This window comes from Streptomyces venezuelae (assembly GCF_008642315.1).
Lineage (GTDB): Bacteria > Actinomycetota > Actinomycetes > Streptomycetales > Streptomycetaceae > Streptomyces > Streptomyces venezuelae_D.
Genome location: NZ_CP029192.1, coordinates 4,519,563 through 4,532,483, shown reverse-complemented (window position 1 = coordinate 4,532,483; position 12,921 = coordinate 4,519,563). Strand labels below are relative to the sequence as shown.

Here is a 12,921-nt window from a genome sequence, read left to right as displayed (position 1 = left end):
TGGGAGGCGCCCGTGCGTCGAGTGAATTCGACCCCTGTCAGCACTCCCAGGGCTGCGAGCCCGCGTGGCGCCGCGTGATGATGTTGATCCTGTTGAGCATGTTCGCCACGCCGATGGCGAGAACGAGTGCCGCCAGTTCCTGCTCGGTGAAGTGCCGCGCGGCCTCGTCCCAGATCTCCGCCGGCACCGGATCGGGCCGGTCGGCGAGCCGGGTGGCCGCCTCGGCGAGGGCGAGGGCGGAGCGTTCCGCGGCCGTGAAGCAGGAGAGGTGCCGCCAGGCGGCCACCGACGCACACTGCTCGTCCGTGGCACCCGCCGCCACGGCACTGCGTACGTTCCCCTCCACGCAGACGCTGCTTCCGTTGATCTGGCTTACGCGCAGTTGCACCAGCTCGATCGTCGCCTGAGGCAGTCCCTGCCTCCTGGAGACCCCGGACAGGCTGAGGACGGCCTTCATGGCCTCAGGGAAGATCGTGGCGGGGTTCTGCATACGAGCCTGCATGAGTGTTCTCCTCAAGCGTCTGCCCGACGCCGCTGTTGGCCGCAGCGGCGTCGTTTTGGTCCGTCATTCCACCGACGAATCGCGGCGCGGAGTTGTGAGCGGACGCGGCGACCAGAGGCCGGCGGCCGTCCCGTCGCGCAGGTGCTGCTCGTAGGTGGTGACCTTGCCGTGGATGACCTCCAGGCAGGCGTTCAGGTCGTCGATCTTCGCGCGTACGTCGCGCTCGTGCTCCTGGAGCAGCGCCAGCCGCTCCCGCTCGTTGCCGGGTCCGGATCGTACGAGCGCCGCGAACCTCTTGATCGTGGCGATCGGCATGCCCGAGACACGCAGCCGCCCGCACAGCAGGAGCCAGTCCACATCCGCCTGTTCGTAGAGCCGCTGTCCTCCACCGGTCCGCGGGATCTCGCGCAGGAAGAGCTCTTCCCGCTCGAAGAACCGCAGGGCGTGCACGCTCAGGCCGGTCGCCTCGGCGACCTTCCCTATGGACAGCCCGCCCCCGTTACCGCCGCTCTCCTCGGGCACAGCGCCCGGACGCTCACTCATGACGAGACCGTACGCCGCGTGGCAATCGAGGCTTGACCTAGCGCACGCTCTAGGTTTTAGCGTCGAAATCATGATCACCGAACAGCGGAAGCTCGGCACGGGCTTCGGCGCCCACAGCACGGCCGACGACGTCCTCGCAGGCATGGATCTGGCGGGCACAACGGCCCTCGTGACCGGCGGCTACTCCGGTCTCGGGCTCGCCACGACCCGCGCTCTCGTCCACGCAGGCGCCCACGTCGTCGTGCCGGCCCGACGCCCGGAAACCGCCGAGAACGCTCTGCGCGATCTCCCCCGGACCGAGGTGCACGCCCTCGACCTCGCTGACCTGGTGAGCGTTCGTGTTTTCTCGGAAGGCTTCCTCGCCACCGGCCGTTCGCTCGGCATCCTCATCAACGGCGCGGGGGTGATGGCCTGCCCGGAGACACGTGTCGGCCGTGGCTGGGAGGCGCACTTCGCCATCAACCATCTCGGGCACTTCGCGCTGGCCCACCGCCTGCGTCCCGCCTTCGCGCCGGAGGGCGCCCGCGTCGTCGCCGTCGCCTCCTCCGGACACTTCCTCTCCGACATCCGCTGGAGCGACCCGCACTTCGACACCGGCTATGACCGTTGGCTGGCCTACGCCCAGTCCAAAACCGCCAACGCCCTCTTCGCCCTGCACCTGAACGGCCTCGGCGCCGACCACAACCTGCGCGCCTTCGCCGTACACCCCGGCAGCATCCTCACTCCGCTGCAGCGCCACATCCCGCGGGACGAGTGGCTCGCGCAGGGTTGGATGACTCCGGACGGAACACCTGCCGTCGGTTTCAAGAGCCCCGAACAGGGCGCGGCCACGGCTGTGTGGGCGGCGACCTCGCCGCTGCTGGAGGGCCGGGGAGGGGCCTACTGCCAGGACTGCGACATCGCAGAGCCGGCCACCAGCGACGACATGCTGGTCGGCGGCGTCAAGCCCTGGGCCGTCGACCCCGACGCGGCGGCGCGACTCTGGGACCTCTCCTGCGAACTCACCGGGCTCAGCGCGTTCTGAGCCCTCAACGGCGTCTCCAGGACTGAACACCCAGGTCAGGCGGCGTCCCAGGCCGCCTCGATCATCCGGAAGATCTCGTCCACGGCGGCCTGCGGGTCGGACGCCTCGCGAGCCAGGGCGTAGGCGTCGACCACGAATCGCGCGATCGTGCGGCATGCCGTCGTGGTCCGGGCGAACTCGGGATCGGCGGCGATGGCTGTCGCCAGGGATTCCGCGTAGCGCAGCCGCATCGACTCCTCGTACTCCCGCAGGGCACGGGTCTCGTCGATCATGCGATAGATCGCGGCGGAGCCGTCCGCCGTGCAGTGCCGGACCATCGCGTGGACCTCGTCGCGCAGCGCGGGGATGAGCGGCTCGTGCGGCGTCCTGCCGGTGACCGTCTGCGTGAGGCGCTGCTCGAAGTGGTCGTCCTGCTCGAAGACCAGGGCCTCTTTCGAGGCGAAGTGGGAGAAGAGCGTGGTGACGGCGACGTCGGCCTCGGCCGCCACGTCCCGGATGCCCACCGAGTCGTACCCCCGCTCCAGGAAGAGCCGCATGGCGGTGTCGGCGATCCTCTGACGGGTCGCGGCCTTCTTGCGTTCCCGGCGCCCGGGCGGCGTGCTCGGGCCGGGGGGCGTGGCTGATCCGGTCGGCGAGTTCGGTTCGGTCGGCGTCGTCGGGACGGTCATGAGGCTGACGCTATCAAATCCAAAGGTGTAACGGTTCCAAAAAGCTAACCGTTAGTGTTAAGTTCGGCGGCATGAAGAGAGTGAGCTTCGCCGAGTACGGCGGCCCTGACGTCCTGCACCTCACCGAGGCCGAGGAGCCCCACGCGGGCCCCGGCCAGATACGTGTCGCCGTACGCGCGGCGGGCGTGAACCCCGTCGACTGGCGGATCCGCGAAGGCCAGTTCCGTCAGGCCCAACAGTTCCCGCAGACCCATTTCTCCGAGCTGCCCTCCGGGACAGGGCAGGACGCCGCCGGCGTGGTGGACGAAGTCGGCCCGGACGTCACCACGGTCGAGGTCGGCGACCGTGTGTTCGGGCGAGGATCCAGCACGTACGCCGAGTTCGCCGTGCTGTCGGCCTGGGCCCGGATACCCGAAAGCCTGACCTTCGAGGAAGCAGCCGGTTACCCCTCCGTGGTGGAGACCGCGCTGCGCATCATCCGCCAGTCCGGCGTGCAGTCCGGGCAGACGCTGCTGGTCAGTGGCGCGTCCGGAGGTGTCGGGTCGGCGGTGCTGCAGATCGCCCGCGACCGCGGCATCAAGGCGATCGGCACGGCCGGGGCCGCCAGCCAGGACTACCTGCGCGGCCTGGGCGCGCTCGCCACGACGTACGGAGAGGGCTGGGTCGAGCGGGTCCGACAGCTCGGCCAAGTCGACGCCGCGCTCGATCTGGCCGGCTCCGGCGTGATCCCCGACCTCGTCGAACTGACCGGCGATCCGCAGAAGGTGATCTCCATCGCCGACCTCACCGCGCCGGAACACGGCGTCCGCTTCTCCGGCGTGACCGGGAACGTGCCGCAGGCCCTCGTCGAGGCCTGCGACCTGATCGCGCGAGGACGACTCCACATCCCGGTCGCGAAGACGTACCAACTCACCGAGGCGGCCGCGGCACAGGCGGACAGCCAGGCCGGACACACACGCGGACGCCGGGTCATCGTCATCTGAGCCGCTGCCCGCCGCGCATCCCGAAGCAAGCATTCCCGCACGGAGGTTGTCTGTGTTTGCCATGCGCTATCACCGCTACGGCGGCCCCGAAGTCCTCTGCCTGGAGGAGGCCGAAGAGCCGCACGCGGGGCCCGGCCAGGTCCGCGTCGCGGTGCGGGCCACCGGCGTCACCCCCGCCGACTGGTACCTGCGTTCAGGGATGCTGCGGGACATCGCACCCCTGGACTTCCCCCACATTCCCGGGATGGATGCCGCCGGGACGGTCGACGAGGTGGGAGAGGGGGTGGTCGGCACCGCCGTGGGAGACGCGGTCTTCGGGCTCGTCCCCTTCGCCGATCGGGGAGGGGCCGCGGCCCGGTACGCCGTCCTGGAGGCCTGGGCCCACAACCCCCGGGCGTGGTCCTTCGAGGAAGCGGGCGGCGCCGCGGGCAATGTCGACACGGCCACGCGCGTGCTGGAGGCCCTCGAAGCCACCGAGGGCATGACCCTGCTGATCGAGGGCGCCGCGGGAGGCGTCGGGACCGTCACCGCGCAACTCGCGCGGGCTCGCGGCCTCTCCGTGATCGGCACGGCGAGCGAGGGCAACCACGGCTTCCTCGACCGGCTCGGCGTCGTTCCGGTCACTTACGGGCCCGGGCTCGCCGAACGCGTCGCCCCGCTGGCTCCGCACGGCATCGATGTGGTGCTGGACGCGGCCGGCAAGGGCTCGCTCGCCGAACTGGTGGCGATCACCGGCGACCCTCGTCGCGTGATCACCATCGCCGACTTCGACGCGGACCGGCACGGAGTGCGGTTCTCCCGCTCCGAGGCAGGAGCGTCACCGGGCTGGGCCGGGCTGCCACTGGCGGCCCGGCTCGCGGATCAGGGCCAACTCACCATCCCGCTGCACGCAGTGTTCGCGCTGAAGGAGACGGCATCGGCGCACGAAGCCAGCGCCGCCGGTCATGCCCGCGGAAAGATCGTCATCACCGTGCCCTGAACCGCCGTGTGGCCCCTGGACCGGGGTGGTCCGGGGGCCGTGCGGGGCCCGTCAGGTCTGTGCCATGTCCACGAAGCGCGAGTAATGGCCCTGGAAGGCGACGGTGATCGTCGCCGTGGGGCCGTTACGGTGCTTGCCCACGATGATGTCCGCCTCGCCCGCGCGCGGCGACTCCTTCTCGTACGCGTCCTCGCGGTGCAGCAGGATCACCATGTCCGCGTCCTGCTCGATCGAGCCGGATTCACGCAGGTCGGAGACCATGGGCTTCTTGTCGGTGCGCTGCTCGGGACCACGGTTCAGCTGCGAGAGGGCGATGACCGGCAGCTCCAGTTCCTTGGCGAGGAGCTTCAGGTTTCGCGACATGTCCGAGACTTCCTGCTGGCGGCTCTCGGACCGCTTGGATCCGCCCGACTGCATCAGCTGCAGATAGTCAATGACGACGAGCTTCAGGTCGTTCCGCTGCTTGAGGCGGCGGCACTTCGCACGGATCTCCATCATCGACAGGTTCGGGGAGTCGTCGATGTAGAGCGGGGCGGCCGAGACGTCCGGCATGCGGCGGGCGAGGCGCGTCCAGTCCTCGTCGGTCATCGTGCCGGAGCGCATGTGGTGCAGGGCCACGCGTGCCTCGGCGGAGAGCAGACGCATGGCGATCTCGTTGCGCCCCATTTCGAGCGAGAAGATCACGCTCGGCATGTTGTGCTTGATCGAACAGGCCCGCGCGAAGTCGAGGGCCAGCGTCGACTTACCCATGGCGGGACGGGCCGCGATGATGATCATCTGGCCCGGGTGCAGACCGTTGGTGAGCTGGTCGAGGTCGGTGAAGCCGGTCGGCACGCCGGTCATCTCGCCCGACCGCGAGCCGATCGCCTCGATCTCGTCGAGAGCACCCTCCATGATGTCGCCGAGCGGAAGGTAGTCCTCCGTGGTGCGCTGCTCGGTGACCGCGTAGATCTCGGCCTGGGCGCTGTTGACGATCTCGTCGACGTCGCCGTCGGCCGCGTATCCCATCTGGGTGATCTTCGTGCCGGCCTCGACGAGGCGGCGCAGCACCGCCCGCTCGTGGACGATCTCCGCGTAGTACTCCGCGTTCGCCGCTGTCGGCACCGTCTGCACGAGCGTGTGCAGATACGATGCGCCGCCGACCTTGGTGATCTCGCCCCGCTTGGTGAGCTCGGCCGCCACGGTGATGGGGTCGGCCGGCTCGCCCTTCGCGTAGAGGTCGAGGATCGAGGCGTAGATCGTCTCGTGCGCGGGCCGGTAGAAATCGTGGCCCTTGAGGACCTCGACGACGTCGGCGATCGCGTCCTTGGAGAGCAGCATGCCGCCGAGCACCGACTGCTCCGCGTCGAGATCCTGCGGGGGAACGCGCTCGAACGACGAGCCCCCACCGTCCCAGCCGCCCTCGCGGCCACGATCGTGCTGTTCGTCGCGGCTCCGGCCACCACCGCCGTCGCGGCGCTGGCGGGAGACGGGCAGACGGTCACTGGGACCGCTGTCGGCCCAGGGGTCGTCCAAAGGCTCGGAGATACTCACCGGGCCACCTCCTCCCGTCCGCCGCGCGGACCTCGCCGTGCCTCTCTTTCGTACGGCACGACACTGACAAATAAGCGGGCCCAACTCCGGTTCTGACGCGTCGGTTTTCCGGGGTTTCCGAGGTCGTACGACGAGGCGGGCGCCGGACCACGGTAGGCCTGTGGGCACCGTCAGCCAATCTGGTTATCCACAGGCGGTGTGGATGACGGGCCCGATGCTGTGGAGAACTCCGCCAAACCTGTGCACGGGCCGGTGGACAGGCCTGTGAACAAGCCCTCAGCAGGTTATGGAAACATCACCTGACCTGCACCTTTCCCGTCCACCGGCTGTGCAGAAGAAAAACTTTCCCAGTCGGACCAAGATCTCCGCAAACGGCTCGTGACGGCGCACCCGGCAGCCGGTCAGGTAAGGGTCCCAATAGCATTGCATCTCTTACCTGTGGAAGATTAGATTGGTGTGCATGACACAGGCTCCCGCGGCACCCAAGGCCGCACGGCGAAGGCATGACCGAGAGATCATCGCACTCGCCGTCCCCGCTTTCGGCGCGCTCGTGGCCGAGCCGCTCTTCGTGCTCGCCGACAGCGCCATCGTCGGGCATCTCGGCACCGCACAACTTGCCGGCCTCGGCGTCGCCTCGGCGCTCCTCACCACCGCGGTGAGCATCTTCGTCTTCCTCGCGTACGCCACCACGGCCGCCGTCGCCCGCCGAGTCGGCGCCGGAGATCTCCAGGCGGCCATCCGGCAGGGCATGGACGGCATCTGGCTCGCGCTGCTCCTCGGCGCCGCCGTCATCGCCGTCGTCCTGCCGACCGCCCCCGCTCTCGTCGACCTCTTCGGCGCCTCCGACACCGCGGCCCCGTACGCCGTCACCTATCTGCGGATCTCCTCGCTCGGCATCCCCGCCATGCTCGTCGTGCTCGCCGCCACCGGCGTACTGCGCGGTCTGCAGGACACCCGCACCCCGCTGTACGTCGCCATCGGCGGCTTCGTCGCCAACGGCGTCCTCAACGTCGGCCTCGTCTACGGCGCGGACCTCGGCATCGCAGGATCCGCCTGGGGCACCGTCATCGCCCAGTGCGGCATGGCTGCCGTGTACCTCTACGTCGTCGTACGGGGCGCCAAGCGCCACGGCGCCTCCCTGCGTCCCGACGCCGCCGGGATCCGGGCCTGCGCACAAGCCGGTGCACCGCTTCTCGTCCGTACGCTGTCGCTGCGCGCCATCCTGATGATCGCGACCGCCGTCGCCGCCCGCCTCGGCGACTCCGACGTGGCCGCCCACCAGATCGTGCTGTCCCTGTGGAGTCTGCTGGCCTTCGCGCTCGACGCCATCGCAATCGCCGGACAGGCGATCATCGGACGCTACCTGGGCGCCGACGATCCTGACGGAGCCCGCGCCGTCTGCCGACGCATGGTCCAGTGGGGCATCGCCTCGGGGGTGGTCCTCGGCCTGCTGGTCGTCCTCGCCCGGCCCGTGTTCATCCCGCTCTTCACCGGTGACGGCGACGTCCAGGACGCGGCCCTGCCGGCTCTCGTCGTCATCGCGCTCGCCCAGCCCATCTGCGGGATCGTCTTCGTTCTGGACGGCGTCCTGATGGGCGCGGGCGACGGCCCGTACCTCGCCTGGGCAATGATCGTCACGCTGGCCGCCTTCACCCCCGTCGCCCTGCTCGTACCGACCTTCGGCGGCGGTCTGACCGCGCTGTGGGGAGCGATGACGCTGATGATGGCGGTCCGGATGCTGACCCTGTGGCTGCGCTCCCGCTCCGGCCGCTGGCTCGTCACGGGCGCCACGCGCTGAGGACAGCAGGCGCGGTCGGCAAGCCTCAGGCAGCGAGCGGCAGGCGGTGTGCGGCGAGCGGCAGGCAGCGGCGGCCTGGCTCTGTTTCACGTGAAACAAGCCGCGCAGCACGCACGCTCCACAAAGCGCGTTGGGCCGCACCCCGGAGGGTGCGGCCCAACGTTTGCTTCAGCTCTGCCAAGCGCAGTGCTTAGGCGGAGACGACCTCGACGTTGACCTTCGCGGCAACCTCGGGGTGCAGACGCACGGACGTCGTGTGGGCGCCCAGGGTCTTGATCGGCGAGCCCAGCTCGACACGACGCTTGTCGACCTTCGGACCACCGGCAGCCTCGATCGCCGAAGCGACGTCGGCCGGGGTGACGGAACCGAAGAGACGACCGGCGTCGCCGGAGCGGACGGCCAGACGGACCTTGACGCCCTCGAGCTGGGCCTTGATCTCGTTGGCCTGCTCGATGGTCGCGATCTCGTGGATCTTGCGAGCACGACGGATCTGCTCGACGTCCTTCTCGCCACCCTTGGTCCAGCGGATCGCGAAGTTCCGCGGGATCAGGTAGTTGCGGGCGTAGCCGTCCTTGACGTCTACGACCTCGCCGGCGGCACCGAGGCCGGAGACCTCGTGGGTGAGGATGATCTTCATTAGTCGGTCACCCTTCCCTTATCGCGCGGTGGACGTGTAGGGCAGCAGCGCCATCTCACGGCTGTTCTTCACGGCCGTGGCGACGTCACGCTGGTGCTGCGTGCAGTTGCCGGTCACGCGGCGGGCACGGATCTTGCCGCGGTCGGAAATGAACTTCCGCAGCATGTTCGTGTCCTTGTAGTCCACGTACGTGACCTTGTCCTTGCAAAAAGCGCAGACCTTCTTCTTAGGCTTGCGCACAGGCGGCTTCGCCATGGTGTTTCTCCTGTGTGATCAAGAAGTGGGGTTACGGCCCACCCTCGGCCCGAAGGCCTGAAAAGCCCTGGGGCTTAGAAGGGGGGCTCGTCCGAGTAGCCGCCACCGGAGCCGCCGGAGCTTCCGCCCCAGCCGCCACCGCCGCCGCCCTGCTGCTGACCGCCGCCGGCCGGCGCACCGGTCGCCCAGGGGTCGTCGGCGGGAGCACCGCCGCCACCCTGCTGCTGACCGCCGCCGGAGCCACCGCCCCAGCCGCCGCCCTGCTGGCCGCCGCCACCGCCGCCGTAACCGCCCTGGCCGCCTCGGCCGGTGGTCTTGGTGACCTTGGCCGTGGCGTTCTTCAGGCTGGCGCCGACTTCCTCGACGTCCAGCTCGTAGACCGTGCGCTTGATGCCCTCACGGTCCTCGTAGGACCGCTGCTTCAGTCGGCCCTGCACGACGACGCGCATGCCTCGCTGAAGCGACTCCGCGACGTTCTCCGCCGCCTGACGCCAGACCGAGCAGGTGAGGAAGAGGCTCTCGCCGTCCTTCCACTCGTTCGTCTGGCGGTCGAAGGTGCGGGGGGTGGACGCGACACGGAACTTCGCGACCGCCGCACCGGAGGGGGTGAAGCGCAGCTCGGGGTCGTCGACAAGATTGCCGACGACCGTGATGACGGTCTCGCCTGCCATGGGGGAACCTCTCGGCGGGTTTGCTGCTGGCTGCTTGTTGCTGCTACTCGATTCCCGGGTGCTGCTGAGCTAGAAAGCTCAGTGCATCTCGGGACGGAGGACCTTGGTCCGGAGGACCGACTCGTTCAGGTTCATCTGTCGGTCGAGCTCCTTGACGACCGCAGGCTCGGCCTGCAGGTCGATGACCGAGTAGATGCCCTCGGGCTTCTTCTTGATCTCGTAGGACAGACGACGACGGCCCCAGGTGTCGACCTTCTCGACCTTTCCGTTGCCCTCACGGACGACGGAGAGGAAGTTCTCGATCAGCGGGGAGACAGCGCGCTCCTCGAGATCGGGGTCGAGGATGACCATCACTTCGTAGTGACGCATGTGGAACCCACCTCCTTTGGACTCAGCGGCCACGGTCGTTCCGTGGCAGGAGGGTCGTGATGCGTACGCAACGGTATCGGCCGCCACTGACAATCGACTCCCGCGAGCGGGGGTTCATGACGTGGCCAGGGCAGACACCGGTGCAGACGGTACAGAGTACCCGCACCGAGGCTTCCGGTTGAAATCCGGCGGGGGACGGGCAGAATCTGTACACATCGGGTGTCTATGGCGCTACGATGCGCCGCCTTCCGCAGGAGGTGCCTCTCATGGCACAGGCAATGCGACCGAACTCCGCCACTTCCCTCTTCGCCACGGATGGAAAGGCCCATCCGCTCCAGGACACGCTGCTCGGCGTGACCCTGGTGCTCGGCGCCATCGCCTTCGTCACGGCGATGTTCCACAACCTGCATCTGATCAGCTCGTGGACAGGCCTGGCCGGGATCGCCACGGGTGCGTACGGCCAGTTCATCTCGGTGACCACGCGTGAACGCTTCGGTCTGATCCTGGGCCTCGGAGCCTCCGCCGTCGGCTTCTTCTTGGGCATGGCACACGGCGGACTCTTCGGCGGCGTCGTCGGCTGACGCCCTCGACGCACCCCCGGTCGTGCCTGCGGCCGGGGCCTTACTTCCGTACGCCCAGACGGGTCGCTCGCAGGGCGCAGTAGGCTTCGGCGCGAGAGCCGGAGCCCCTGAACCCATGGGGACACACCAGCCCGAGGAGCGCCCCGAATGAGTCTGACCCTGAGGACCATCAGTCGCGAGCAGCATCTGGCGTATATCCAGACACTGCCGTCGGCAAGTCATTGCCAGGTCCCGGCATGGGCTGACGTGAAGAGCGAATGGCGCTCGGAGAACCTGGGTTGGTTCGACGACCGGACCGGCGAGCTGGTCGGTGCGGGCCTGGTGCTCTACCGGCAGCTGCCCAAGCTCAAGCGTTATCTCGCGTACCTCCCCGAGGGCCCGGTCATCAACTGGTACGCCCCGAACCTCGACGAGTGGCTGCAGCCGATGCTGGCGCATCTGAAGCAGCAGGGCGCCTTCTCGGTGAAGATGGGTCCGCCGGTCGTGATCCGCCGTTGGGACGCTCCGGCGATCAAGGCGGGCATCCAGAACCCCGACGTGAAGCGGCTGCGGGACACCGAGGCCACGTACATCGAGCCGCGCGCCTTCGAGGTCTCCGACCGGCTGCGCCGGATGGGCTGGCAGCAGGGCGAGGACGGCGGCGCTGGCTTCGGTGACGTGCAGCCCCGCTTCGTCTTCCAGGTGCCGCTGGCCAACCGCTCCCTGGACGAGGTCCAGAAGGGCTTCAACCAGCTGTGGCGGCGCAACATCAAGAAGGCCGAGAAGGCCGGCGTCGAGGTCGTCCAGGGCGGCTACCACGACCTTCCCGAGTGGCAGCGTCTCTACGAGATCACCGCGGTGCGCGACAAGTTCCGCCCGCGGCCGCTCGGCTACTTCCAGCAGATGTGGCAGGCCCTCAACTCCGAGGACCCGAACCGCATGCGGCTGTACTTCGCGCGGCACAACGGCGTGAATCTGTCGGCCGCCACGATGCTCGTCGTCGGCGGGCACGTCTGGTACTCCTACGGCGCCTCGGACAACATCGGGCGCGAGGTCAGGCCCTCGAACGCGATGCAGTGGCGGATGCTCCGCGATGCGTACGCCATGGGTGCCACCGTCTATGACCTGCGCGGCATCTCCGACTCCCTGGACGAGACCGACCACCTCTTCGGTCTGATCCAGTTCAAGGTCGGCACCGGTGGCGAGGCCGCCGAGTACATCGGCGAGTGGGACTTCCCGCTCAACAAGCTGCTGCACAAGGCGCTGGACATCTACATGTCGCGCCGCTGATCCCGCACAATTTCCTTCCATAACTCTGATACACCGCAGACACGAGAAAGGTTCCGGGATCCAGCCATGGCGCTCACGCTCTATGTCGACACCGCGCGCTGGCGGGCACACCAGAAGCACATGCTGGAGCAGTTCCCGGGCATCGTCCCGGTCTGCAAGGGCAACGGCTACGGCTTCGGTCATGAGCGCCTCGCCGAGGAAGCCACGCGCTTCGGCTCCGACGTGCTCGCCGTGGGCACCACCTATGAGGCCGCTCGGATCAAGGACTGGTTCAGCGGCGACCTGCTGGTCCTGACCCCGTTCCGGCGGGGCGAGGAGCCGGTGCCGCTGCCCGACCGCGTCATCCGTTCCGTGTCGTCGCTCGACGGCGTGCACGGCCTCGTGGGCGCCCGCGTCGTCATCGAGGTCATGTCCTCGATGAAGCGTCACGGCGTCAGCGAGCAGGAGCTTCCGCAGTTGCACGCCGCCATCGAGGACGTACGCCTCGAAGGCTTCGCGATCCACCTGCCGCTGGACCGCACCGACGGCTCCGACGCCGTCGAGGAGGTCATCGGCTGGATGGACCGCCTGCGCGCGGCCCGCCTGCCGCTGCACACGATGTTCGTCAGCCACCTCAAGGCCGGTGAACTGGCCCGTCTGCAGCAGCAGTTCCCGCAGACGCGCTTCCGTGCCCGCATCGGCACGAAACTCTGGCTCGGCGACCACGAGGCCACCGAGTACCGCGGTGCCGTCCTCGATGTCACCGCCGTCGCCAAGGGCGACCGCTTCGGCTATCGCCAGCAGAAGGCCGCCTCCGACGGCTGGCTGGTCGTCGTGGCGGGCGGCACCTCGCACGGAGTGGGCCTGGAGGCCCCGAAGGCGCTGCACGGCATGATGCCGCGGGCCAAGGGCGTGGCGCGGGCAGGTCTCGCGACCGTCAACCGCAACCTCTCGCCCTTCGTCTGGGCGGGCAAGCAGCGCTGGTTCGCGGAGCCGCCGCACATGCAGGTCTCGATCCTCTTCGTGCCCTCGGACGCCCCGGAGCCGAAGGTCGGCGAGGAGCTGGTGGCGCATCTGCGGCACACCACCACGCAGTTCGACCGCATCATCGATCGCTGAGGCGGATCGAT

The 12,921-nt window shown here is 68.7% G+C and carries 15 protein-coding genes; 7 read left to right on the top strand and 8 right to left on the bottom strand.

What is annotated here, in order from left to right; all coding sequences use genetic code 11:
• Positions 1–37: 37 nt before the first annotated feature.
• Positions 38–502 carry a carboxymuconolactone decarboxylase family protein gene (locus tag DEJ48_RS19650; RefSeq protein WP_150217451.1) on the bottom strand — a complete coding sequence of 155 codons (465 nt, stop codon included), beginning with the start codon at positions 500–502 and terminating at the stop codon, positions 38–40.
• Between the two features lie 63 nt (positions 503–565).
• Positions 566–1,045 carry a MerR family transcriptional regulator gene (locus DEJ48_RS19645; protein WP_150217450.1) on the bottom strand — a complete coding sequence of 160 codons (480 nt, stop codon included), beginning with the start codon at positions 1,043–1,045 and terminating at the stop codon, positions 566–568.
• 70 nt (positions 1,046–1,115) lie between these two features.
• Here DEJ48_RS19645 and DEJ48_RS19640 point away from each other — a divergent pair, with 70 nt between their 5' ends.
• Entirely contained in the window at positions 1,116–2,069 is a 954-nt protein-coding gene (locus DEJ48_RS19640) for an SDR family NAD(P)-dependent oxidoreductase (RefSeq protein WP_150217449.1), read from the top strand.
• Between the two features lie 35 nt (positions 2,070–2,104).
• Here the strand turns inward: DEJ48_RS19640 and DEJ48_RS19635 are convergent, their stop codons facing one another.
• Positions 2,105–2,737: a TetR/AcrR family transcriptional regulator gene (locus DEJ48_RS19635; RefSeq protein WP_150217448.1), complete on the bottom strand. Its 633-nt coding sequence runs from the start codon at positions 2,735–2,737 to the stop codon at positions 2,105–2,107.
• A gap of 71 nt (positions 2,738–2,808) precedes the next feature.
• Between DEJ48_RS19635 and DEJ48_RS19630 the strand changes: the two genes are divergently transcribed.
• Together DEJ48_RS19630 and DEJ48_RS19625 are read left to right on the top strand one after the other, a co-directional pair.
• Positions 2,809–3,720, top strand: coding sequence for an NADP-dependent oxidoreductase (locus DEJ48_RS19630; RefSeq protein WP_150217447.1), 912 nt, complete (start codon positions 2,809–2,811; stop codon positions 3,718–3,720).
• 52 nt (positions 3,721–3,772) lie between these two features.
• Positions 3,773–4,699 carry an NADP-dependent oxidoreductase gene (locus DEJ48_RS19625; protein WP_362822106.1) on the top strand — a complete coding sequence of 309 codons (927 nt, stop codon included), beginning with the start codon at positions 3,773–3,775 and terminating at the stop codon, positions 4,697–4,699.
• Between the two features lie 51 nt (positions 4,700–4,750).
• On the opposite strand, the gene dnaB is transcribed toward DEJ48_RS19625, so the two are convergent.
• The gene (gene dnaB / locus DEJ48_RS19620; RefSeq protein WP_150217445.1) at positions 4,751–6,232 is read right to left on the bottom strand and encodes a replicative DNA helicase; all 1,482 of its coding nucleotides are present in this window, start codon (positions 6,230–6,232) and stop codon (positions 4,751–4,753) included.
• A gap of 460 nt (positions 6,233–6,692) precedes the next feature.
• Between dnaB and DEJ48_RS19615 the strand changes: the two genes are divergently transcribed.
• Complete coding sequence (locus DEJ48_RS19615; RefSeq protein WP_150217444.1) at positions 6,693–8,030, top strand: MATE family efflux transporter; 1,338 nt, start codon at positions 6,693–6,695, stop codon at positions 8,028–8,030.
• Positions 8,031–8,220: 190 nt separating this feature from the next.
• Here DEJ48_RS19615 and rplI read toward each other — a convergent pair whose 3' ends face one another.
• The 4 genes from rplI to rpsF all read right to left on the bottom strand — a co-directional run bounded on the left by rplI (position 8,221) and on the right by rpsF (position 9,962).
• Positions 8,221–8,667 carry a 50S ribosomal protein L9 gene (gene rplI / locus DEJ48_RS19610; RefSeq protein WP_150217443.1) on the bottom strand — a complete coding sequence of 149 codons (447 nt, stop codon included), beginning with the start codon at positions 8,665–8,667 and terminating at the stop codon, positions 8,221–8,223.
• 18 nt (positions 8,668–8,685) lie between these two features.
• Positions 8,686–8,922, bottom strand: coding sequence for a 30S ribosomal protein S18 (gene rpsR / locus DEJ48_RS19605; RefSeq protein WP_003949403.1), 237 nt, complete (start codon positions 8,920–8,922; stop codon positions 8,686–8,688).
• A 74-nt stretch (positions 8,923–8,996) separates the two neighbouring features.
• A complete protein-coding gene (locus tag DEJ48_RS19600) occupies positions 8,997–9,593 on the bottom strand; it encodes a single-stranded DNA-binding protein (protein ID WP_150217442.1) in 597 nt (198 codons plus the stop codon).
• A gap of 78 nt (positions 9,594–9,671) precedes the next feature.
• Positions 9,672–9,962: a 30S ribosomal protein S6 gene (rpsF, locus tag DEJ48_RS19595; RefSeq protein WP_016644628.1), complete on the bottom strand. Its 291-nt coding sequence runs from the start codon at positions 9,960–9,962 to the stop codon at positions 9,672–9,674.
• A 266-nt stretch (positions 9,963–10,228) separates the two neighbouring features.
• Between rpsF and DEJ48_RS19590 the strand changes: the two genes are divergently transcribed.
• The 3 genes from DEJ48_RS19590 (at position 10,229) to DEJ48_RS19580 (ending at position 12,910) form a co-directional block, all read left to right on the top strand.
• On the top strand, positions 10,229–10,543 hold the full coding sequence (locus tag DEJ48_RS19590) for a hypothetical protein (protein ID WP_150217441.1): 315 nt from the start codon (positions 10,229–10,231) through the stop codon (positions 10,541–10,543).
• Between the two features lie 147 nt (positions 10,544–10,690).
• Entirely contained in the window at positions 10,691–11,812 is a 1,122-nt protein-coding gene (locus DEJ48_RS19585; protein WP_055565790.1) for a lipid II:glycine glycyltransferase FemX, read from the top strand.
• A 66-nt stretch (positions 11,813–11,878) separates the two neighbouring features.
• Entirely contained in the window at positions 11,879–12,910 is a 1,032-nt protein-coding gene (locus DEJ48_RS19580) for an alanine racemase (RefSeq protein ID WP_150217440.1), read from the top strand.
• Positions 12,911–12,921 lie beyond the last annotated feature (11 nt).

What these genes read in the sequence shown, in the direction of transcription:
- DEJ48_RS19585 (WP_055565790.1), top strand. Translation starts at nt 10,691, where the DNA reads ATGAGTCTGACCCTGAGGACCATCAGTCGCGAGCAGCATCTGGCGTAT.
- DEJ48_RS19580 (WP_150217440.1), top strand. Translation starts at nt 11,879, where the DNA reads ATGGCGCTCACGCTCTATGTCGACACCGCGCGCTGGCGGGCACACCAG.
- rpsR (WP_003949403.1), bottom strand. Translation starts at nt 8,922, where the DNA reads ATGGCGAAGCCGCCTGTGCGCAAGCCTAAGAAGAAGGTCTGCGCTTTT.
- DEJ48_RS19650 (WP_150217451.1), bottom strand. Translation starts at nt 502, where the DNA reads ATGCAGGCTCGTATGCAGAACCCCGCCACGATCTTCCCTGAGGCCATG.
- rpsF (WP_016644628.1), bottom strand. Translation starts at nt 9,962, where the DNA reads ATGCGTCACTACGAAGTGATGGTCATCCTCGACCCCGATCTCGAGGAG.
- DEJ48_RS19630 (WP_150217447.1), top strand. Translation starts at nt 2,809, where the DNA reads ATGAAGAGAGTGAGCTTCGCCGAGTACGGCGGCCCTGACGTCCTGCAC.
- DEJ48_RS19645 (WP_150217450.1), bottom strand. Translation starts at nt 1,045, where the DNA reads ATGAGTGAGCGTCCGGGCGCTGTGCCCGAGGAGAGCGGCGGTAACGGG.
- DEJ48_RS19640 (WP_150217449.1), top strand. Translation starts at nt 1,116, where the DNA reads ATGATCACCGAACAGCGGAAGCTCGGCACGGGCTTCGGCGCCCACAGC.
- DEJ48_RS19635 (WP_150217448.1), bottom strand. Translation starts at nt 2,737, where the DNA reads ATGACCGTCCCGACGACGCCGACCGAACCGAACTCGCCGACCGGATCA.
- rplI (WP_150217443.1), bottom strand. Translation starts at nt 8,667, where the DNA reads ATGAAGATCATCCTCACCCACGAGGTCTCCGGCCTCGGTGCCGCCGGC.
- DEJ48_RS19590 (WP_150217441.1), top strand. Translation starts at nt 10,229, where the DNA reads ATGGCACAGGCAATGCGACCGAACTCCGCCACTTCCCTCTTCGCCACG.
- DEJ48_RS19615 (WP_150217444.1), top strand. Translation starts at nt 6,693, where the DNA reads ATGACACAGGCTCCCGCGGCACCCAAGGCCGCACGGCGAAGGCATGAC.
- DEJ48_RS19600 (WP_150217442.1), bottom strand. Translation starts at nt 9,593, where the DNA reads ATGGCAGGCGAGACCGTCATCACGGTCGTCGGCAATCTTGTCGACGAC.